The organism is Serratia plymuthica NBRC 102599 (assembly GCF_001590925.1).
In the GTDB taxonomy this organism is placed as follows: Bacteria; Pseudomonadota; Gammaproteobacteria; order Enterobacterales; family Enterobacteriaceae; genus Serratia; species Serratia plymuthica.
In genome coordinates, this window is sequence record NZ_BCTU01000003.1 from 83,714 (window position 1) to 105,081 (window position 21,368).

A 21,368-nucleotide genomic window follows, 5' to 3' on the forward strand; every position below is an offset into this window, starting at 1 on the left:
GAATGAACGGAAAGCTGAAAATACAGGAAATCGCCCGCCAAACAGGGCTGTCGATCAGCACCGTTTCACGCGTACTCGCGGGCAAGGCCAACACCAGCGCCGAGGCGCGCCACAAAGTATTGGCCTGCGCCCAACAGAACGGCATCTTGCAAGGCCTGTCCAACGGCCGGCTGATGCTGAACAACGTCATGGTGTTTGCCCCGCAGCGCGCCTTCGACGTGCGCACCGACATCTTTTATCACAAGGTGATCCAGGGGATCACCGCCGCGCTGGCGGAGCATGAGGTGCGCATCCGCTATTGCGGGCTCGAAGAGCAACACAGCGACGGCGCGCTGTTCCTGGAAAAAATGAGCGATCCGCAGACCGAGGCGGCGCTGATTATCGGCATCGACGACGAACACATTCACCAGTTGGCCGCCGATCTGCACAAGCCCTGCGTACTGATCAACTGCACCGATCGTCAGATGCGGCTGGACAGCGTCTCCCCCGATCATCAGTTGATCGGCGAGTTCTCCGCCAATTATCTGATCCAACAGGGCCACAGCCATATTCTGAACCTGCAATGCCTGCGCCGACACACCATGGAGCTGCGGCTGGCGGGCATCAGGCAGGCCTATGCGCAGCACAACATCGCCTTTGACGAAGGCCGCCATCTGGTTACCACCTCCGGCTTTGGCAGCGAAGAAGCCGAGCAGGCGTTGACCACCTTTATCAATCAGGTCGGCCAGCGTTCGCAACTGCCGACGGCTATTCTCGCCGGGGGCGACTATATGGCGGTCGGTGCGGTCAAGGCATTGAACAAACTGGGGCTGAACGTACCGACGGATATCTCGGTCATGAGCACCGACGGTTTCAATCTGGCGGAAATTCATGATGTGCCGCTCACCTCGGTGCATGTGCCGCGAGACGAACTGGGGCATGAGGCGATCCAACTGTTGCAGCGCCGGATGCTGCGCGCCGATGCGCCACCGTGCAACCTGCTGCTGCACGGAAAACTGGCGGTACGCGCCTCGGTCAAGCGCATCAGCCCGCACAAGACCAGCCCGGCGGTCAGCACCCACGATCATCGTCTTTACGATGTCTGAACTACACTTAGTGGTGGAATATTGACTTATTGAGGGTAATTTTGCTTAAGGAGAGCCATTATGCCGACCCTGACCGCACGTTCAGTCATCCCCCCTTATATGCTACGCAGGATTATTGAACACGGCAGCGTACCGCAGCGCGACTGCGCATTGCACACCCTGAACCACGTCCAAAGCCTGCTCGGCAACAAGCCGCTGCGCGCGCCCGGCGCGCAAACCGCCAGCGGCGGCGAAGTCATCCGCGATATCTACGACGCTCAAAACGGCACTCAGCTTCCCGGCAAACAAGTGCGCAACGAGGGCCAGGCCAGCAACCATGACGTGGCGGTAGACGAAGCCTATGACTATCTCGGCGTAACCTACGATTTCTTCTGGCAGGCGTTTGAGCGCAACTCGCTGGACAACAAAGGGCTGCCGCTGACCGGCAGCGTCCACTATGGCCATGAGTATCAGAATGCCTTCTGGAATGGCCAGCAGATGGTATTCGGCGACGGTGACGGCGAGATCTTCAACCGTTTTACCCTCGCTATCGATGTCGTCGGCCATGAACTGGCGCACGGTGTAACCGAAAGCGAAGCCGGGCTGATTTACTTCCAACAGGCCGGTGCGCTGAATGAGTCTATGTCTGACGTCTTCGGTTCCTTGGTCAAGCAGTTCCACCTGCGGCAAACCGCCGACAAGGCCGACTGGCTGATTGGCGCGGGCCTGCTGGCCAAGGGCATTAACGGCAAAGGCCTGCGCTCGATGTCTGCGCCCGGCACCGCCTACGACGATCCGCTGCTGGGTAAAGATCCGCAACCGGCCGACATGAAGGATTACATTCAGACCAAAGAGGACAACGGCGGCGTGCACCTCAACTCCGGCATCCCCAACCGTGCCTTCTATCTGGCGGCCACCACACTCGGCGGCTTCGCCTGGGAGAAAGCCGGTTACGTCTGGTATGACACGCTATGCGACAAAGCGCTGCCGCAGGATGCCGACTTCGCCACCTTCGCCCGTACTACGGTAAAACATGCACGGCAACGTTTTGATCGCACCGTGGCGGACAAAGTGCAGCAAGCCTGGCATCAGGTGGGGGTGGAATAATGAAACCCTTGCCGTCGCTCAATCAGGACACGGTCATTGAGCTGGCGCGTGAAGGCGGCTTCGCCTTTATTCCCAAACTGGCGGGCCAGCGGCGCATTGCGCTGGCCGATATTACGCCGGAGCAACGCCAACGCCTGAGCCAGTTATTGAATCAAACGCTGCCCTACGCGCAGGAAGAGGGAAAACCGGGTTCCCCCGGCTGCGGCGACCAGCGCTACTTCCGCGTGCAAATCAGCTATTACAGCCAGAATCTGTGCAGTGAAATCGTCTTGCTGATCCCGGAAACCAGCGCACCGCAGGCGCTGGTGGACTTGTGGAAAACCGGTCAGGTGGATGAGTGAACGCTTACAACGGCTGATAATCAAATAGCACGCGCTTTTTGGATATCAGCCCGTGGCCGTTCTGACACAGGTAATCCACCGCGCCGCAGGCCTTCAGCTCCTGCAGCGGCTGCCCGCAGTCCGGGCAATGGGCCAATTGCCGATAATCGCGTTCGCAGGCGGCGCAATGGTAGTGACCATTCACCCACTCCATCGTTTGATCGCATTGCGGACAGTGCGCTTCCATACTGACTCCTGAATCTGAATTAGATGACGCCCCACGAGCGCAAGAAGTAGATCCCCAGCGCGGTGGTAAAAAACGAACCGACGGTGGTGATGGCAATAATATTCGCCGCCAGCGTGGCGTTGCCGCCCATGGCGCGCGTCATGACATAGCTGCCCGAGGCGGTCGGCGTGGCGGAAAACAGGAAGATAATCCCCAGCGCCGCGCCGTGAAAGCCCCACAGCCAGCCGCCCAGCGTCATCAGTACAGGTACCAGAAACAGCTTGGCCGAAGAAGACAGCGCAGCAACGTTGGACGAACGGAACATGGCGCGCAGATCCAGGCTTGCGCCGGTGCACAGCAGCGCCAGCGGCAGCGACAACCCGGAGATATAACTGCCGGTCTGCCGGATCACCTGCGGGATTGCCAGGCCGGTTTGCGCGAACAGCAGCCCACACACCAGGCCGATAATCAGCGGATTGGTGACAATGCTGCGCAGCAGCGACAAACGGCTGATCTTCTTGCCATGCCCGCCCTGCAAGCTGCGCGTCAGGGTAATCACCGACAGCACGTTAAACAGGATCACCGTGACCGTCAGGTACAGAGAACCCAGCGCCACCCCTTCGTCGCCATACGCAGTCATGGCGTACGCCAGCCCGACAATGGCGGTATTGGCGCGGAACCCGCCCTGCACGAACACGCCCCGTTCACGCGGCTCCTTAACCAGCCAGACCGCCGCCACCTCCAGCAGCAGGAAAGTGGCGATGGTGCCGATCGCCCCGTAGAGAACCAACGGCAGGTTGCCCAACAGTTGCGGATGACTGGTGGCGATGCTGAAGAACAGCAGGCAAGGCAGCGCCAGATTGAACACCAACCGGGTGGCGCCATCAATAAAACGATCGTCCATCAGCCGCCAGTGGCGCAACAATACGCCCAACAGCATCATTAACAAATTAGGTACGGTGACGCTGAACGCAAAACTCCAGGTTTCCCAAGACATGGTGTTCCTTCAACTGACGGCGACAATATGCAGATAATAGAACGACTTCGGGGCAATAAAAAAGAGCGCGGTATGGCTACCGCGCTCTTTTTGAAGATTACTTGCTTTTCTTCAGGTGGCTCATCAGGCGTTTACGTTTACGCATCTGGTTCGGCGTCAGCAAGTTGCGTTTGCCGGCGAACGGGTTGTCACCCTCTTTGAACTGGATGCGGATTGGCGTACCCATGACCTTCAGTGAACGACGGAAGTAGTTCATCAGATAGCGTTTGTAAGAGTCGGCCAGATCGCTCACCTGGTTGCCGTGGATCACCACGATCGGTGGGTTGTAACCCCCGGCGTGAGCGTATTTCAGCTTCACGCGGCGGCCGCGCACCAACGGCGGTTGGTGGTCTTCGGCAGCCATCTGCATGATTTTGGTCAGCATGGAGGTGTTCACACGACGGGTCGCACACTCGTAGGCTTCCAGCACCGATACGAACAGATTGCCAACGCCGCTGCCATGCAGGGCTGAAATAAAGTGAATGCGGGCGAAATCGACAAAGCCCAGGCGCAGATCGAGCATCTCTTTCACGTGCTCACGATCTTCTTCGCTCATGCCGTCCCACTTGTTGACCACAATCACCAGTGAGCGCCCACTATTGAGGATAAAGCCGAGCAGCGAGAGATCCTGATCGGAAATGCCTTCGCGCGCGTCAACCACCAGCAGCACTACGTTGGCGTCTTCAATCGCCTGCAGGGTTTTGATTACCGAGAATTTTTCTACGGTTTCCGTCACCTTGCCGCGTTTGCGTACCCCGGCGGTATCGATCAGCACGTATTCGCGCTCGTCGCGTACCATCGGGATATAGATACTGTCGCGGGTCGTGCCCGGCATGTCGTACACCACCACACGCTCCTCGCCGAGGATGCGGTTAGTCAGTGTGGACTTACCTACGTTAGGGCGGCCAACGATCGCCAGCTTGATCGGCAAATCTTGCGGGTTGAAGTCGTCTTCCGGCTCTTCGTCTTCCGGGATTTCGTCTTCCTGCTCAGCCCAGTAAGCGGCGTTCGCCTCTTCTTCGGTCAGCTCGACTTCTTCGGGTTTTTCACCGACAAACGGCACCAGCACGTGCTCGATCAGTTGCGCTACGCCACGGCCGTGCGAAGCGGCAATCGCATGCACGTCACCCAGGCCCAGCGAGTAGAAATCGGCGGTGGCCATGTCCGGATCCATGCCGTCGGTTTTGTTGGCGACCAGGAAGGTGGCTTTCTGACGGTTGCGCAGATGCTGGGCGATGCCCTGATCGGCCGGCATCAGGCCGGCACGCGCGTCGACCATGAACAGCACGATGTCCGCTTCTTCAATCGCCAACAGCGACTGGCCGGCCATGCGCGTTTCAACGCCGTCTTCGGTACCGTCAATGCCCCCGGTATCGACGATAATAAATTCATTACCCTCAACTTCGGCACGACCATACTTGCGGTCTCGCGTTAGCCCGGGGAAATCCGCCACCAGCGCATCGCGCGTATGTGTTAAACGGTTAAACAAGGTGGATTTACCCACATTCGGGCGCCCAACCAGCGCGACGACAGGTATCATTGTGAAGCCTCATTACTTAATAATCAATGCGTTACTGCACCATGGATAGACACCAGAAGTGCAGATTATAAAAATACGAAACGGCCCCTGAACACTCAGGAGCCGTTTGCAAACCGTGCGATGACCGGCAACGTTAGCGGGTGAAAGCGTAAACTTTTCCGCCTCGGGCCTGAATAACCAGCTTATCGCCAGCCACCATCGGCGCAGACAGGAAGCCGGAGCTATCCACTTCCTGCTGGGCAACAAAACGGCCGTCCGTGGTGTTGATCCAGTGCAGGTAACCTTCGGAATCCCCGGTCACCAGATAACCATTATACATCACCGGTGGAGTCAGGTTGCGGTGCAGCAGATCGCTCTGCGTCCACACTGTTACGCCACCTTCGGTGCTCAGCGCTACCACGCGATCGTTCTGATCGATCAGGTAGATGCGGCCCGCGTCCACGATGAAGTCGTTCACGGACCCCAGTTCACGCTTCCACATGATCTGGCCGGAACGCAGATCCAGCGCCGTCAGGTTGCCATTGTAACCTAATGCGTAGACAACGCCTTCAACAATCACCGGCGTCGTGTCCACATCGTTCAGGCGATCGATCTCGGTCGCGCCGCTCGGCTGGGAAATACGCTGTTGCCAGATCAGCTGGCCCTGCTGCATCAGCACTGCGCTGACGCGGCCGTTATCACCGCCGACAATCGCCGCGCCGAAGGCAACGGCCGGAGCAGACTCACCGCGCAGTGACAGCGATGGCATGTCCAGGTTAACCGTCCACTTCACCGCGCCATCAGATTCGTTCAGCGCCTGCAGCAAACCGTTGGAGGTATGGATCAGCACCATGCCGTCGCTGATGACCGGGCGAGAAATCGCTTCGCCGGCCACCTTGGTCTGCCACGCCACTTTACCGTCTGCGGTATTCAGCGCGTAAACCACCGCCTTTTCACTGCCGACGTAAACTTTATCGCCCGCGACCGCCAGGCCACCTGACAGCAATGCCGGCAGGTTGCTGGAGAAGAAGCCGGTTTTCTCGGAAAGATCGACCTTCCACTTTTCGTCACCGCTGTCGGCGTCCAACGCTTTCACGATACCGTGACGGTCGGCAGCATACAGTGTGCTGTCCTGGAAAGCGGGACGCAGGTGAGAATAAAACTCACCGATACCGTCACCTACCGAGGTGCTCCACGCCTTGTTCGGCGTGAACTGATTTTCAACTTTTGGCAGCGGCGACATGGTAACCACGTCTTCTTCACTGTTAAACAGCGAGCAACCACTCAGCAAGGCGACGGAAACCAGTCCGACCAAGAGTGTTTTACGCAATTGCATGGGAATTCCCCTTAGCTGGACAAGTTATTCAATTTCATGCGCAGCAAAACCTGCAGCGCCTGAGAAGCGTTGGACTCAATGCCTTTGCTGTAAGCCTCACGCGCACCTTTGGTGTCGCCTTTGGCCAGCAACGCGTCACCGCGTGCATCTTGCGCCATCGCCGCCCAACCTTCGCCTTTCACGCCATCCAGCGTTTTCAGCGCTTCATCCAGCTTTTTCTCCTGCAACTGGACACGCGCCAGACGCAGGCTAACCATCGCCAACAGGTTATCGTCTTTGGTCTGGCCCTGAGCCAGCACCAGCTGTTGCTCTGCCTTGGCAAAATCATTTTGCTCGACAAAGTGTTTCGCCAACTCCAGCGAGGCCAGTACGCCATAGCTATTGCTGTTGGCCTTGGCAAACGCCTCTGCAGCGGACACGTCGTCCGGCTTACCGGCTGCCAGACGATCGCTGGCTTCCTGATAGGATTGGGACGCAGCCATCATGTTGGAGTTTTGGTGGCTCTGCCAGAAACGCCAGCCGACCAGGGCACCAATTCCGAGCACCACCCCCACCGCCAGCGCTTTGCCGTTTTCGGCAAAGAACCGACGCACGGCGTCGACTTGTTCGTTTTCAGTGGTATAGACTTCCACGGTGTCCTTCTCCTTAACCTAACATCGTTGCCAGACGCACTGCGACTTCGCTTTGCGCCAGCGTTTCTTGTTCACCACTGCGCAGGTCCTTAACCACCACCTGCTGTGCCGCGACTTCGTTCTCACCGAGGATCAAAGCGACGCGCGCGCCCCATTTGTCCGCACGGGTGATCTGTTTCTTAAAGTTGCCGCCGCCGTAGTTGGTCATTAATTTCAGCTGTGGTACTGCATCGCGCACGTTTTCTGCCAACTGCATCGCCGCGCTTTGGGCGCCTGCACCGGAGGAGATAACGTACACGTCAATGGTCGCCGGGGCTTTGAAATCCGGATTAACTTCCTGAACCAGCAATACCAGACGCTCCAGACCCATCGCGAAACCGACCGCCGGCGTCGCACGCCCGCCCAGTTGCTCGACCAAGCCATCGTAACGGCCGCCTGCACACACCGTACCCTGAGCGCCCAGACTGGTGGTCACCCATTCGAATACCGTACGGTTGTAGTAGTCCAGACCGCGCACCAGGCGCTCATTGATGGTATATGGGATACCTGCCTGAGACAAAAGTTCACACAGGCCGTCGAAGTGGGCTTTGGATTCTTCATCCAGATACTCAGACAGGCGCGGTGCATCGTTCAGCAAGGCCTGAACTTCCGGATTTTTGGAGTCCAGTACGCGCAGCGGGTTGCTGTACATGCGGCGTTTGCAATCTTCGTCCAGCGTGTCTTTATGCTGTTCCAGGAACGCCACCAGGGCATCGCGGTAGTTGGCGCGCGCTTCCAGAGAACCGATTGAATTCAGCTCCAGATTCACGTGCTCGGAAATGCCCAGCGCTTTCCACCAGCGGGCGGTCAGCAGGATCAGTTCGGCGTCGATGTCCGGGCCTTGCAGGCCGAACACTTCCACACCCAGCTGATTGAACTGACGATAGCGGCCTTTTTGCGGACGCTCATAGCGGAACATCGGGCCGATGTACCACAGACGCTGTTCCTGATTGTACAGCAGACCATGTTCGATGCCGGCGCGAACGCAGCCAGCCGTCCCTTCCGGACGCAGCGTCAGGCTTTCGCCGTTGCGATCCTCGAAGGTATACATCTCTTTTTCCACGACGTCGGTCACTTCGCCGATCGCGCGTTTGAATAACGGGGTCTGCTCTACAATCGGCAACCGGATTTCGCTGTAACCGTAGCTGCCCAGCACCTGCTTCAGTGTGCCTTCAATACGCTGCCATAATGCCGTATCTTCCGGCAGGTAGTCGTTCATGCCGCGAATGGCTTGAATGTTCTTTGCCACGTGATTTCTCTGTCCGTTGTCTATAAAAATGAACCCGATTATAGGGACTTTGCCGCCCCGTATTCAACGCGGGTGCCGCTTTCTGCCTCCCGGGTTCATAAACAAGCGGGCTAATCAGCCCGCCATGTAGCGATAACGCTTATTTTTCCAGCAGATTGACCGAGATGCGATTGCTTTCATCCATCATCGACGCCTTGGCGCGAATCTTCGCCTCCAGTTGGTCAATCATCTGCTCGTTGTCAAAACGCTCTTTCTGGCGCACGCCGTCTTCGTAAAAACCGCTCTTGTTATGGCCACCGGTCACGCCCAGCGTGGAAACCAGCGCTTCGCCCGGCCCGTTGACCACACAACCGATAATCGAGATGTCCATCGGCGTGATGATGTCTTCCAGGCGTTGTTCAAGCGCGTTCACCGTACCTATCACGTCAAACTCCTGACGCGAACAGGTCGGGCAGGCGATGAAGTTAATGCCGCGCGCGCGAATGCGCAGCGATTTCAGAATATCGAAACCGACTTTCACTTCTTCCACCGGATCGGCCGCCAGCGAAATACGCAGGGTATCGCCGATGCCTTCCGACAGCAGCAGCCCCAGGCCAATCGCCGATTTCACCGAACCGCTGCGCATGCCGCCGGCTTCGGTGATGCCCAAATGCAGCGGTTGATCGATACGCGCGGCCAACAGGCGATAAGATTGCACCGCCAGGAATACGTCGGAGGCTTTGACGCTGACCTTGAACTGATCGAAGTTGAGACGATCGAGGATATCGACATGGCGCATCGCCGATTCGAGCAGTGCTTCCGGCGTAGGTTCGCCGTATTTTTCCTGAATGTCTTTTTCCAGCGAGCCGCCGTTCACCCCAATACGAATCGGGATGTTTTTATCGCGCGCGCAGTCCACGACTGAGCGGATACGCGACTCGTTGCCGATATTGCCCGGATTGATACGCAGGCAATCCACGCCGTATTCGGCAACCTGCAACGCAATGCGGTAATCGAAGTGGATATCGGCGACCAGCGGCACGTTAACCTGCTGCTTGATCAGCTTGAACGCCTCGGCGGCGTCCATGGTGGGAACTGAAACGCGGACGATATCTACGCCCACGCGCTCCAGCGCTTTGATCTGATTAACCGTTGCTTCAACATCGGTGGTACGGGTGTTGGTCATCGACTGCACGGCAATCGGCGCGCCATCACCAATAGGCACCTTGCCGACGTAAATTCGCGTTGATTTTCGACGGTTGATGGGCGCTTGGTTATGCATTACTTACTCTCCATTGTTGCTCTGGCTTCAGACAATGGCCGCGCAATTACTGCGCGGCAACGGTCAGACGAGCAACACGGTTTGATTTAACAAACCGGCTTAAATCCACCGGCTTACCTTGATATTGAATCTGTACTGCGGCCGGTGCGCCAATAGTCAGTTTATACGGCGCGGTGCCTGCCAGGTTCAGCTTGCCGCCGCTCTTTTGGGTGCCGCTGAACAACGTCTTGCCGCTGGCGTCGCTTACCTGCAACCAACAGTCGGAGGAGAAGTTCATCACCAGCGCGTTAGGATCTTCGGCCGGTGCAGCCAGGCCCGCTTCGCCGGTCGGCAGCGGGGCTTGCGCCGTCGGAGCCGCAGGCGTGGTCTCTGGGAGCGGAGCTTGGCTTGGCGAAACCACCGCAGGTTGCTGCGCGGTTTCACTGCCGGTTGCGGCCAGAGCCGGTGCTGCCTGTTGCGCAGGCGCAACGCCGGTATCTACCGGCGTTGAACCATTGTCAGCCAAAGGCGCGCTGTTGTCGGCATTGCTGTCGGTCAACGGCACGGATTGGCCTTCATTGTTTTGCGAAAGCTGGGCGGAAGATTGATCGGCCATGGTGGCGATCTCATCCTGCTGCGCCTTGTGGTTTTGCCACCACCAGGCGCCGGTCAGCCCGACTACCACGAAAACAATCAGCCAGGTGAAGCTCATCAGCCAGCCATCGCGTTTTTTGCGACGCTTGCCTAACGAGAAGCTCTGCATGGGCGCGACTTTTGCCACCTTCAGCGGAGCCTGCTTGGCCAACATCGGCAGCAGCTCATCTTCCGGCAAACGCACCAGCTTGGCGTAGGAACGGATATAACCACGCACGAAGGTCGAAGCAAGGTCTGCGGAGAGATTGTCTTCTTCTATGTCGCGCACGGTAGACATTTTGAGGCACAGGCGTTCTGCAACGGCCTGTTGACTCAACCCGAGTTCTTCACGGGCTTGACGCAGACGTTGGCCTGTCGTCATGGATACGGTTTTATCTTGGGAGGCTTCAGTATTCATTAGCTAAGAACTGCTGGTACTGTTTGGATTGTGGAAAACTTCGCGCTAGCTGCTTGCCATAGCGTTGAACGCTATCCTGGCGGCCTGCTAACGCGGCGAAACGAATCTGTAACCATAAGCTGTCGGCACTGGCCGGCAGAACATGTTGATAACTATCCAATAAAAGTTGCGACTGAGCGCGCTTCCCTTCTCCAAATTGCTTTTCTGCCTCCACCAAAAGTGGAGTGCCTTTGTCCGGATCGACCTTCAGGGCGCGCGTTAACAAGGTGCGCGCTTCATCGTTCTGTCCGGCCTTGAGAAAACAGTAACCTGCGTTTTCCAGGCTGTCGGCAACCTGACCATAATCCGGTGCCAGTGCCGCGGCGCTAAACTGCTGTTGTGCCGGTACATACTGCCCTAAACTGCAGAGAAACGCACCGTAATTATTCAGCACGGTGCCATTGTTTGGCGCAAGTTTGAGCGCCTGCTGATAACGTTGTTCAGCCGCGCCATTCTCGCCAATCCGCTGCTCGTAAAGCGCCATGCCCAATTGGGTACGGTAATCCTGTGGGGCAGCGTCCGCCGCTTTTTCCAGATTCTGCCGCGCGGCGTTCAAATCGCCCTGCTTAAGATATTCCAGCCCCAGTTGCAAACGCGTCTGGCCCGCTTCAGGTTGCGCGTCTTTTTCCGGTGACGAACCGGAACAGCCGGCCAGTAAACCGGCCGCCAGCACCATGCCCCACAGATTCAGCTTCATGCCCGCATTCATTTCCTTATCTGATGTCACCTTGGTGTCTATTCACATAACAGACTGTTAGATAACAAAAAAATCATGCTATAGGATTCAGACCGCACGCACGTTGATAGGTTCCCCGGCCATTTTCTTTTTCAGGGTACGCTTGGTACGGTCGATCACTTCACCTGCCAGTTGCCCGCAGGCGGCATCGATATCATCACCACGGGTTTTACGAACAATAGTCGTAAAGCCGTATTCCATCAACACTTTGGAAAAACGATCCACGCGGCTGTTGGAGCTGCGGCCATACGGCGCCCCCGGGAACGGGTTCCATGGGATCAGGTTGATCTTGCATGGCGTGTCTTTCAGAACCTCCGCCAACTGGTGCGCATCGTCGGTGCTGTCGTTGATATGATCCAGCATCACGTACTCGACCGTAACCCGGCCCTGATTGGCGTTGGATTTTTCCAGGTAGCGGCGTACCGCTGCCAGGAAGGTCTCGATATTGTATTTGCGGTTGATCGGCACGATTTCATCGCGGATCTTGTCGTTCGGCGCGTGCAGCGAGATCGCCAGCGCAACGTCAATCATATCGCCCAATTTGTCCAGCGCCGGCACGACGCCGGAAGTAGACAGGGTAACGCGGCGTTTAGACAAGCCGAAACCGAAGTCGTCCAGCATGATTTCCATCGCCGGCACGACGTTGTTCAGGTTGAGCAGCGGCTCCCCCATGCCCATCATCACCACGTTGGTGATCGGGCGTTCGCCGGTGACTTTCAGTGCGCCGATGATTTTCGCCGCGCGCCACACCTGGCCAATGATTTCCGACACGCGCAGGTTACGGTTAAAGCCCTGCTGAGCGGTCGAACAGAATTTGCACTCCAGCGCACAACCCACCTGGGATGACACGCACAGGGTCGCGCGATCGCCGTCCGGAATGAACACGGTTTCGACCTGCTGATCGCCTACCGTGATCGCCCATTTAATGGTGCCATCGGCTGAACGCTGTTCTTCTGCCACTTCCGGCGCGCGAATTTCGGCGACGCTCTGCAGTTTGTTGCGCAGTACCTTGTTAATATCGGTCATCTGCTCAAAATCATCGCAGCAATAGTGGTATATCCACTTCATGACCTGATCGGCGCGGAAAGGTTTTTCGCCCATTTTGGCGAAGAATTCACGCATTTGCTGACGGTTCAAATCCAGCAGGTTAATTTTGGCCGCAGCCGGGGTTTCCGCGTTAACGGATTGAGTAGTCAGCGAATTATTTTCAGACACGATGTGCTCGGACGTGATGGGTTCTAACATGATGATCTCTGGCCTCGTTGTTACACGTTATGGCGCTAAAGAATGGAAAGTAAGTGTGCGTTTAAATCGCACTGAAAAACGCGCCCCTGACAAGACGACTCATCAGGGGCGCGGCATTGTACAAATTTTAGTAGCGGGTTGCCACGACTGAAAGGCATTCAGGGCATTTTTATTGTTTCAGCCGGTGAATGCTCATCGAGCCTCTGCAACCCACAACACAGAATACCTTATGGATTTCAAGTTGCAGCCCACATGCTGCGGATTGAAAGACAGCCGGTATTAGCGTGGGCAGATTTCGCTTTCGTTGAAGAAGTAAGCGATTTCGCGCTGGGCAGATTCTACTGCGTCAGAACCGTGCACGGCGTTGGCCGTGAAGCTGTCCGCGTAGTCAGCACGCAGGGTGCCTGCCAGTGCGTTGTCCGGGTTGGTTGCGCCCATGATGTCACGGTTGCGCTGTACTGCGTTTTCAGCTTCCAGAACCTGAACCACGATTGGGCCTGAAGTCATGAACTCAACCAGACCGTCGAAGAATGGGCGGCCTTTGTGCTCAGCGTAGAAGCCTTCGGCTTGTTCGCGAGTCAGACGCAGCATTTTGGATGCGATGATTTTGAAACCGGCACGCTCGAAACGAGCGTAGATTGCGCCGATGTCGTTATTGGCTACAGCATTTGGTTTGATAATGGAAAAGGTACGTTCTACGGTCATGATGGCCTCTATATGGCTTCCAAAACTGACCGGTCTGCAATTAAACGCGTGCCGGCCTTCTTAAGTGGCGCAGATTATATGTGCGCCGTTAACGCTTGCCTACGGGAAAATCAACATTTCATTAAAAATTATTATCTTCATTCTTCACTGTGCGCCCTGCGGGCCGAAGGTGAAAAAACGGCTTAATCGAGGCTAAAACCGCGTAGCGCCACCTGGCCACTCTCATCCAGCAGACTGAGCTGGTAGCGGCCCGGCTGCGTCAGCGTCTGCAACAGCGACTCCCCTTCCCCCACCAACTGGCCGTTCAGGAACCACCAGCGCTGCCCGCTGCCTCCCTGGGCGCTAACTCGCAAATCAAGCGCATTTTTACCCGGCAGGCGACGCAGTATCGCGCCGTCGCGTATGCCCAGCATCAGCAGCGGCGGCACCTCTTGCTGTGGCAAAGGCGGGCACAGCGGATCGACGGCCGGCAAACGTTGGGCACGGCGTTCCGCCGGCGGCAACCACGGCTCCAGCGGCGTTGGCCACAGCGCCAAACGATGCGCCACAGCCCCCGGGCAATCCGCCGCCACGCGCAGCCCGCGAGCGTTCAGCCACACCAGGGGTTGGCTACCCAACGCGCTTTCCTGGCCCGGTGCAGACAGCGTCGGCGGCAGGGTTCCGTCGAGGATCCAGCTCAGGCGCCGCTGGCGGCAGTTACTGTCCCCGACGGCAAGCGGCTGCCCACCGGGCCAGCAGATCTCCGCGCGGCTGACGCTCGCCGGGCGCGGATCGGTCGGGATCCCTTGCCCGCGCTGTCGCAAAGAGGTCAGCAGCAAATTATTGACCTGGTTTAGCAGCGGTACCGCCGTGGCGAAACCGAACTGCCCGGCCACCGGCGTGCCGTCCGGCCGCCCAACCCATATGCCCAGCGTGTAACGGGCGTTAACGCCAATCGCCCAGGCGTCGCGGTAGCCGTAACTGGTGCCGGTTTTCCACGCCAGCGGCACGCTGGCAGGCAGCACGTCATCCGGTAACGGGCGCGCTTCTCCCGCCAATATGCGCCGCACAATCCAGGCTGCGCCCGGCGACAGCAACTGGCGATCGTAAAGCCCTTGCCGAGGCGTAAAACGCAGCGGCGCCACTTTGCCTTGCCGGGCCAATGCGCTGAACCCGGCGACCAACTGATCCAACCGCGCGCCGGCTCCGCCCAGAATCAACGCCAGGCTCGGTTCGGCGTGGGCCGGCAGCCGCAGCTCCACGCCTACGTTGCGTAAATTGGCGGCAAAGCGTTTTGGACCGTAAGCCTCCAGCAGCTGCACCGCCGGCAGATTGAGCGAGCGCGCCAGTGCCTCGCTGGCGCTGACCGGACCGTGAAAGCCGGTATCAAAATTGCCGGGCCGGTAATCGCCGAAGCGACGCGGCACATCCTGCAACAGCGATTCAGCGTGGATCAGCCCATCGTCCAGCGCCAGCCCATACAAAAAGGGTTTGAGCGTCGATCCCGGCGAACGCCATGCCGCCACCATATCAACATGACCAAAACGGCCGTTGTCATTAAAATCCAACGACCCCAGGTAGGCGCGCACCTTCATGTTGGTGTGATCGACCACCAGCACGCCAACCGAGGTTTTTTCCGGCAGTTGGCTCTTCCAGCCGCGCGCCAGTTCTTCAAGCCGCCGCTGTAACGTGGCGTCCAGCGTGGTCGTTACGACCTGGCTACGGTTACCCTGCGTCATGCGCCGCGCCAGCAACGGCGCTAGCTGCGGCACCTGACGCGGTGCCAGCCACAAGGCTTCCTGACGAATTTCATTCACCTGCCGCACCGGCCAAACGCGGTAATACGCCAGCCGCTCCAGCACCTTGTCCCGTGCGGCCTGCGCCCGTTCCGGATAACGATCCGGCCGCAAACGGCTCGGCGCTTGCGGCAATACCGCCAGCAAGGCCGCTTCTCCACGCGTGAGTGCCGAAGGCGGTTTGCCCAGATAGGTCCAACTTGCCGCGCCAATCCCCTGCAACGTGCCGCCATAGGGTGCCCGGTTAAGGTAGATTTCGAGGATTTGATCCTTAGATAAATGCCATTCCAGCTGTGCGGTACGCCACACCTGCCGTAATTTGCCACCCAGCGTGCGCGGATGGGGATCGATAAGGCGCGCCACCTGCATCGACAACGTGCTGCCGCCGGAAACAATCTGCCCATTGCGCAGGTCCTGCCAGGCGGCGCGAGCCAGCGCCAGCGGGTTGATACCGGGATGCCGATAAAACCAGCGGTCCTCATAGGTCAGCAACGCTTGCAGATAATAGGGCGACACCTGCTGCAACGTCACCGGGTAACGCCACACGCCGTCGCCGTCGGCATAGCGCCACAGCGGCGTGCCGTCTTCCGCCACCACCACTCGGGCCATCTCGGCATCCTTCAGCGGCAACGGCCACAGCCGGTCCGCCAGCCACAGCAAAGCGGGCGGCAGTAAAATCACCAGCAGCCAAATTAACCCGCGGCGGCGCAAATGGGCGAGGAAGAGAGTCATAAGAAAAGCATCGCTCCCTTGCCCCGCCACCGGCTAAACCTCCGGGGCGGGACAGGGTAGGTCATCGGGCAATCTCAAGTCGCGGCGGCGTAGCGCCCAATGCACGCCAGGCGGGCACATACATCGACTCGACCTGCGGCGCCGGCACCAGATAGGCACCCGGCGTCACCGCCCGCGCCAGATACAGCAGCGTGGTATGACGGTAGCCGTCGATATTCACCGCCGCCACGTAGCGATCGTCGCGGAACTCCTGGTGCTTGATATCGGCCTGCTGCATGTCCTGTAACAGCTCGGTCACGCTGCTGGCGCTTTCGCCCAAGCTGGCGCTGCTGTCCCCCAGATTCTGGTTTTCCAGCTCCAGGCCGGCCGGCAGCAGATCGACGACCAGCGCGTCCGGCACCGCGTTATCGGCCCAGACATCCAGATGCACCAGAATCAGCTGTCCGCTTTTCAACTGGGTCAGATCCACAGGTTTGCCGTCCAATCCCAGGAATTCACGGCGAATGTTCAGCACGTTGCTCTGCGGCTGCGGCGCCTGTTCAGGGTAACCGACCAGATCGGCGCGGCTGTACAGCGTACCGCTGCCGGTATTGGTGAATTGCAGCCCCGCGACCACCTGCTCGGCGGACAAGCTTTGCGTCAGTGCCTGGCTGCCGGACAGCGTCTTGCCCTGCGCCGTTTGCGCCTGCCACGGCGTTTCAGCACTGCCGATCAGGTTACGCGCCGCCAGGAACAGGGCATTGCTCTCCTGCGTGGACAGATAACGCTCGCCGTTAAGCCGCTCGGACAGCGACAGCAAACGCTGGTCGCGTACCGCCGGCAGCAGATTGTTTTCGGTCAGCAGCGCCAGGATCATCGCATCGTCACGCAGCGGGCTGCCGTAATCTTCCAGCCAATAATCCTTGGCGTTGCGTTGTGTCGCCAACCCTTGTTCGATCGCCTGATTGGCGCGCGGCATATCCCCCATCAACTTCAGCGCGACGCCAAGCTGCACCAGCGGCAAACCTGAGCGAGCGTCGGCACGGCGTTCGTACAGCTGCCGCAGTGCGCCAAGCGGTGCCTGCTGTTGACGCGCCAGCACCAACCCGGCATAAGCCTGCACCGCAAAACGGGTGTGATCAGGGAACGGGGTATAGGCGACGTCGATCTGGCTGCGGTCCTGTAAATAGCGCTGCAGGCGGTTATTGGCTGCGGTCAATGCATCGGCCGGTACGCTGTAATTCTGCTCGCTGGCGCGGAACAGGAAGTCTGTGGCGTAGGCGGTCAACCAGAACTCTTCCTGGCTGTCGCGGTTCCACAGGCCAAAACCGCCGTTAAAGCGCTGCATGCTGAGCAAGTGCTCGATGCCGGCATCGATGCTGCTGCGGCGGTTTTCATCACTGCCGGTTTTGATGCCCAATGCGCTCAGTTGCGCCCGGTTGGTATACAGCGACGGATAAAGCCCGCTGGTCGTTTGTTCCAGGCAACCGTACGGATAGGCGTAAAGCTCGCTGATATAACGCGCCAGATTAATCGGCGGCCTGCTGGTTAACAGCCATTGCCCCTCCAGGGTTGTCGGCACCAGGCCGGCGGCGGCATCGGCCGGCAGGCTCCAACTTTCACCGGCGCGGATCACGCTGGCGAACTGGCGGGTTTGCGCCGGGTAAGCCGGCCGCACGCCAATCTTCCAGGTATGCTGATAATCTTTCAACGTTTCACCCGGCAGCGTCAGGCCGCTGACACTCAGCGCCACCTCACCCTGGCCAAAGCCCACCAGCGCCTGCACCGGTATCTGCAGCGTAGTGCGTTCGCCGTTTGCCAGGCTGACCTGTTGTTCACCCGCACCTTGCAGCGCCACCAATCCGCTGGCGGCCAATTTCACCGTCAGCGTCTGCGGCTGGCCGGACAGATTGCTGACGTCCAATGCCAACTGGGTGCTGTCGCCCCCGGCCAGGAAACGCGGCGTCGCCAGCTCTGCCACCACTGGCGCGGCAACCAGGGTTTTGGCCTCCGCCTTGCCGAAGTCTTCGTCGCTCCACGCTTGCGCCATCAGCCGCAGTTCGCCGTTAAAATCCGGAATGGCGATCTGGATCTCGCCCTCGCCCTTGGCGTCCAGCTTAACCGGCTGCGCCTGTTGGGCCACGATGGTCACCGTGGTAATAGGTTTTTTACCGCCGCGCGACAACGCATCTTCTTCGTCGCCGTCACCGCCGTAACGCAGGTTGGCCAGGCGCCCTTTCCCCTCAATCAACTGCCCGTAAACATCGTATTGATCGGCGCTGTAGCGCTTGCGGCCAAAGAATGCCTGATACGGGTCCGGCGTCGCGTAGTCGGTAATATTGAGAATGCCGCTGTCCACGGCGGAGAGCAGTACGTTGATTTGCTGCGGCGGTTTGCCTTCGCTATGGGCCGCCTTGACCTTCACCGTCAGCGTCTGATTCGGCCGCATACGCTGCGGCGCCTCCAGCGTTAGCGCCAGTTTGCGCCCTTCGTCCACCAGCGGCAGATGCAACAGGCCCACCGCCCGCTTCGGCGTCGACTGCTGCTGTTTGTCACCAGGGCGGATCACCAGCGCGCTGAGATACAGATCGTGGCGCTTCCAGTCCTGGTTAATCGGCACCTCGACATCGGCACCGCCGGCCGGCACCGCCAGCTCCTGCCACCACAGCGGGCCATCGCTGGATTCCACCAGCAAATACCCCTTGCCGGCGGCCGGCGCTTCAATATGCAGTTTTACTTTTTCGCCCGGCTTATAGGCCGGCTTGTCCAGCTTCAGCTTCACCTGGTCCGGCCGCACCGCGCCGCTGCCGTTGGTGTTGTCTTGCCAGCTGTACCCTGCCCAGAATCGCAGGCTGGTGATCAGGTTGCTCTGCGGATCCACCACTTCAATGCGATACGCGCCCCATTCCACCGGGAAACTCACCTTGGCGCTGCCGTTGGCGGCAATATCCAAAGTCTGTTCCGCCAGCGGCAGATCTTTCTTGTCATACAGCGACTGCCAGCCTTCCCCTTCCGACCATTGCCAGTAATAGTCGCGGCGCTCACGCACCAGCCGGGCCTTCAGCCCGCTGGCCGCCAGCTTCTCCCCGGCGGCATTGGCGTAAACGATATCAAAGCCGGCCTGGGTGTTTTCATCCACGACCGGTTGAGCCTGATAGCTGTCGCTGCGGTAGTCATAAATCTGTTGTTTGTTGAACAACGGCCGAATGCCGGGCAGCGCATCGGCAGGCCAGATCGCCTGTTCGGCGCGACGCGTTACCGGGCGGCCGCCGGATTCCAGCAGGCTGGCCTGCAGGATCGCTTTCAGCGGGGATTTCACCTCGGCCCAACTGCTGTCTACCGCCACCTGCGCCTTGCCCGCACTGTCCAGCGCCTGATCGAACTCGTCCATATTGCGTGACAGGCTCTCTTCCGTCACCGAGCCAAATTCATAACCCGGCAGGCTGCTGACCGCCTCACGCTGGGGCCGCAGGAACACCTGTCCTTGCAGGCGATTGCCGGAAGCCGGCGCACCGTACAGATAGCGGCCAGTGACGTCAAACACCAGTTGCGCGTCGGGGTGCAGCGGGGTTTTCTGTGCGGTGATGTCGAGCGCCATGCGCTCCGGCAGGAAATCCTCTACCTTGAAGCCGTAAAGCCGCGGCTGGTTGTCCCCCAGATTAAAGCGCAGCGACCAGTTGCCGGTCGGCCCGCCCTCGGGGATTTGATACTGGTATTGATACAAACCGTCCTGCGGCTGCCAGACAAAGCTACGTGCCACCTGATCGTCCGGCTTGACGATATCCACCTTCACCGGTTGGGCCGGCAGCGGCTTGCCGTCGGCATCGCGCAGCAAAGCGTTGACGATCAGCGTTTCGCCCGGCCGATACAGATCGCGCGGGCCAAAGGCGAAGAACTGTTTGCTGTAGCCTTCCGGCCCGGCGATATCAAACTCGGCCAGGTCCAGCGCCGGCGTCGAGAGATCTATCATGCTGGTCTGGCCCTGTTGGGTGGCCAGCAACAAGCGCGCCTTGCTGTTTTTCGCCAGTTGAGCATGCCCTTGCTTATCGGTCGTGCCCTGGGCCAGGGTTTGGCCTTTTTCATCCAGCAGGCGCAACTCAACCGCGCTTAGCGCCGCGCCGCCTTCCAAGCCCTGGGTAAAGATATCCAGACGATCGTGATAGCTGTGCAGCGAAACGCCGATATCGCTGAGAGTGAACAAGGTCGCCGGATTGGTGTAACCGTAATGACCGGCCTGCTGCATCACCGCCAAATAAACGCCGGGCTGCTGCAATGCCTCGATGCCGTTCAGCGGCAACAGCAGGCGTTCGCGGGTATTACGTTGCGGGTTGAGATCGAAACGGCCGCTGTAAACCAGGTCGGCCATTTTCAACAGCTCTTCCGACTCCCAGCTGGAAAGCGCGTTGCGATATTCCCAGTTGGCCAGGAACGCCGGTAAGGCATCGGCCTTCACCCGGAAGAAGTTAACGTCCACGTTGTCGACGTTCAGCGCCATTACCGGTAACCCCTGCGCCAGCTTGGTCGGCAGCAGCGAGCCTTTGCCGGCAAAGCCGACGCTGGGTTTAATATCGCGGGTGGCGAGGGTTTGTTGCTGTTGTTGGCCCAGTTCGGCGCCGTTGACCGCTTTCAGGCCGCCTTCAACGGTCAGCACCAGCTTGCGGTTGGGTTGCAGATGACGCAGCCGCAGCTCCATCAGGTTATCCGACAGCTCCCAGGCACCGTCGATTTTACCGCTGACGCTGTCGACCAGGTGCACCCGCGCGGCGAAATCCTGATTCGGATCCAGCGGCAGAGAAAACGTCAGCACCATAGCGCTGGCGCCATCGAGTTGCAGTTCGGAAGCATCCAGCAACGCCAGCGGCTTGCCTGCGTCGCGTTTCGCCAGCACCGCCAGTGCGGCGGCATCCGGCCGTTTCGCCTGCGTGGCGCTGTTCGTCGGCCCATCGGCTTGCGCCACGGCTGTTTTTTGACCGCCATCATCGCAGGCGACCAGCAGCAGCAAGCCCCCCGCCAATGCGATCCCCTGACAAAGTTTCTTGCCTGACGCGAATGCCCCTGAACGGCATGGTTTCATCGTTTAACTCCCTGGCAGCGTTTGCGCGACTTGTCGGCGCAATATCCGGATATGGATGAATAATAGCAGCGCTGCTCCCCAAGCCGTGAAACATTTCAATCTGTGTCGAGCGTAATGGCGAAGCGCTATGCAAAGAACTGTTACGCCGATCACACTGCGTAACGTTACTTGTTACCATTAGAGTTATTTGTTTTTAAAACAATAGGATAGATAGATAAGCAATCACGGCGCTGCTAGCATCAGATTCAACCCGATTGACCCCCG

The 21,368-nt window shown here is 58.9% G+C and carries 16 protein-coding genes; 3 read left to right on the forward strand and 13 right to left on the reverse strand.

Features of this window, described 5'->3' with window-relative positions; all coding sequences use genetic code 11:
* Positions 1-2 precede the first annotated feature (2 nt).
* The 3 genes from SPL01S_RS02355 to SPL01S_RS02365 are packed head-to-tail and all read left to right on the forward strand — an operon-like array spanning position 3 to position 2,512.
* A complete protein-coding gene (locus SPL01S_RS02355) occupies positions 3-1,085 on the forward strand; it encodes a LacI family DNA-binding transcriptional regulator (protein WP_062868284.1) in 1,083 nt (360 codons plus the stop codon).
* Between the two features lie 60 nt (positions 1,086-1,145).
* Positions 1,146-2,171, forward strand: coding sequence for a M4 family metallopeptidase (locus SPL01S_RS02360; RefSeq protein ID WP_063197380.1), 1,026 nt, complete (start codon positions 1,146-1,148; stop codon positions 2,169-2,171).
* Positions 2,171-2,512, forward strand: a complete 342-nt coding sequence (locus SPL01S_RS02365; protein ID WP_004952056.1) for a protealysin inhibitor emfourin — start codon at positions 2,171-2,173, stop codon at positions 2,510-2,512. Before SPL01S_RS02360 ends, SPL01S_RS02365 begins: the two co-directional genes overlap by 1 nt.
* A gap of 4 nt (positions 2,513-2,516) precedes the next feature.
* On the opposite strand, the gene SPL01S_RS02370 is transcribed toward SPL01S_RS02365, so the two are convergent.
* From SPL01S_RS02370 to SPL01S_RS02430, 13 genes are all read right to left on the reverse strand, one after another.
* Complete coding sequence (locus tag SPL01S_RS02370) at positions 2,517-2,738, reverse strand: zinc ribbon domain-containing protein (RefSeq protein WP_062868286.1); 222 nt, start codon at positions 2,736-2,738, stop codon at positions 2,517-2,519.
* Between the two features lie 19 nt (positions 2,739-2,757).
* Positions 2,758-3,714 carry an AEC family transporter gene (locus SPL01S_RS02375; protein WP_004952059.1) on the reverse strand — a complete coding sequence of 319 codons (957 nt, stop codon included), beginning with the start codon at positions 3,712-3,714 and terminating at the stop codon, positions 2,758-2,760.
* 97 nt (positions 3,715-3,811) lie between these two features.
* A complete protein-coding gene (gene der / locus SPL01S_RS02380; protein WP_004952062.1) occupies positions 3,812-5,293 on the reverse strand; it encodes a ribosome biogenesis GTPase Der in 1,482 nt (493 codons plus the stop codon).
* A gap of 133 nt (positions 5,294-5,426) precedes the next feature.
* Positions 5,427-6,608: an outer membrane protein assembly factor BamB gene (gene bamB, locus SPL01S_RS02385; protein WP_004952064.1), complete on the reverse strand. Its 1,182-nt coding sequence runs from the start codon at positions 6,606-6,608 to the stop codon at positions 5,427-5,429.
* 11 nt (positions 6,609-6,619) lie between these two features.
* Positions 6,620-7,240: a YfgM family protein gene (locus tag SPL01S_RS02390; RefSeq protein ID WP_063197382.1), complete on the reverse strand. Its 621-nt coding sequence runs from the start codon at positions 7,238-7,240 to the stop codon at positions 6,620-6,622.
* A gap of 13 nt (positions 7,241-7,253) precedes the next feature.
* Positions 7,254-8,528 (reverse strand): histidine--tRNA ligase, encoded by a 1,275-nt coding sequence (gene hisS / locus SPL01S_RS02395; protein ID WP_063197384.1) that lies wholly within the window; start codon positions 8,526-8,528, stop codon positions 7,254-7,256.
* A 139-nt stretch (positions 8,529-8,667) separates the two neighbouring features.
* Positions 8,668-9,789, reverse strand: a complete 1,122-nt coding sequence (gene ispG / locus SPL01S_RS02400; protein ID WP_004952070.1) for a flavodoxin-dependent (E)-4-hydroxy-3-methylbut-2-enyl-diphosphate synthase — start codon at positions 9,787-9,789, stop codon at positions 8,668-8,670.
* 46 nt (positions 9,790-9,835) lie between these two features.
* Positions 9,836-10,819 (reverse strand): cytoskeleton protein RodZ, encoded by a 984-nt coding sequence (gene rodZ / locus SPL01S_RS02405; RefSeq protein ID WP_063197386.1) that lies wholly within the window; start codon positions 10,817-10,819, stop codon positions 9,836-9,838.
* Complete coding sequence (gene pilW / locus SPL01S_RS02410) at positions 10,809-11,555, reverse strand: type IV pilus biogenesis/stability protein PilW (RefSeq protein ID WP_006327320.1); 747 nt, start codon at positions 11,553-11,555, stop codon at positions 10,809-10,811. The genes rodZ and pilW overlap by 11 nt, the downstream gene beginning before the upstream one ends.
* An 87-nt stretch (positions 11,556-11,642) precedes the next feature.
* Positions 11,643-12,839, reverse strand: a complete 1,197-nt coding sequence (gene rlmN, locus SPL01S_RS02415) for a dual-specificity RNA methyltransferase RlmN (protein WP_004952075.1) — start codon at positions 12,837-12,839, stop codon at positions 11,643-11,645.
* A 279-nt stretch (positions 12,840-13,118) separates the two neighbouring features.
* Positions 13,119-13,544: a nucleoside-diphosphate kinase gene (gene ndk, locus SPL01S_RS02420; RefSeq protein WP_004952077.1), complete on the reverse strand. Its 426-nt coding sequence runs from the start codon at positions 13,542-13,544 to the stop codon at positions 13,119-13,121.
* A 182-nt stretch (positions 13,545-13,726) separates the two neighbouring features.
* The gene (gene pbpC, locus SPL01S_RS02425) at positions 13,727-16,051 is read right to left on the reverse strand and encodes a peptidoglycan glycosyltransferase PbpC (protein WP_063197388.1); all 2,325 of its coding nucleotides are present in this window, start codon (positions 16,049-16,051) and stop codon (positions 13,727-13,729) included.
* 61 nt (positions 16,052-16,112) lie between these two features.
* A complete protein-coding gene (locus SPL01S_RS02430; RefSeq protein WP_063197390.1) occupies positions 16,113-21,104 on the reverse strand; it encodes an alpha-2-macroglobulin family protein in 4,992 nt (1,663 codons plus the stop codon).
* Positions 21,105-21,368: the final 264 nt, after the last annotated feature.

What these genes read in the sequence shown, in the direction of transcription:
- SPL01S_RS02375 (WP_004952059.1), bottom strand. Translation starts at nt 3,714, where the DNA reads ATGTCTTGGGAAACCTGGAGTTTTGCGTTCAGCGTCACCGTACCTAAT.
- SPL01S_RS02370 (WP_062868286.1), bottom strand. Translation starts at nt 2,738, where the DNA reads ATGGAAGCGCACTGTCCGCAATGCGATCAAACGATGGAGTGGGTGAAT.
- SPL01S_RS02360 (WP_063197380.1), top strand. Translation starts at nt 1,146, where the DNA reads ATGCCGACCCTGACCGCACGTTCAGTCATCCCCCCTTATATGCTACGC.
- rodZ (WP_063197386.1), bottom strand. Translation starts at nt 10,819, where the DNA reads ATGAATACTGAAGCCTCCCAAGATAAAACCGTATCCATGACGACAGGC.
- rlmN (WP_004952075.1), bottom strand. Translation starts at nt 12,839, where the DNA reads ATGTTAGAACCCATCACGTCCGAGCACATCGTGTCTGAAAATAATTCG.
- pilW (WP_006327320.1), bottom strand. Translation starts at nt 11,555, where the DNA reads ATGAAGCTGAATCTGTGGGGCATGGTGCTGGCGGCCGGTTTACTGGCC.
- pbpC (WP_063197388.1), bottom strand. Translation starts at nt 16,051, where the DNA reads ATGACTCTCTTCCTCGCCCATTTGCGCCGCCGCGGGTTAATTTGGCTG.
- der (WP_004952062.1), bottom strand. Translation starts at nt 5,293, where the DNA reads ATGATACCTGTCGTCGCGCTGGTTGGGCGCCCGAATGTGGGTAAATCC.
- ispG (WP_004952070.1), bottom strand. Translation starts at nt 9,789, where the DNA reads ATGCATAACCAAGCGCCCATCAACCGTCGAAAATCAACGCGAATTTAC.
- SPL01S_RS02365 (WP_004952056.1), top strand. Translation starts at nt 2,171, where the DNA reads ATGAAACCCTTGCCGTCGCTCAATCAGGACACGGTCATTGAGCTGGCG.
- ndk (WP_004952077.1), bottom strand. Translation starts at nt 13,544, where the DNA reads ATGACCGTAGAACGTACCTTTTCCATTATCAAACCAAATGCTGTAGCC.
- SPL01S_RS02355 (WP_062868284.1), top strand. Translation starts at nt 3, where the DNA reads ATGAACGGAAAGCTGAAAATACAGGAAATCGCCCGCCAAACAGGGCTG.
- SPL01S_RS02430 (WP_063197390.1), bottom strand. Translation starts at nt 21,104, where the DNA reads ATGAAACCATGCCGTTCAGGGGCATTCGCGTCAGGCAAGAAACTTTGT.
- bamB (WP_004952064.1), bottom strand. Translation starts at nt 6,608, where the DNA reads ATGCAATTGCGTAAAACACTCTTGGTCGGACTGGTTTCCGTCGCCTTG.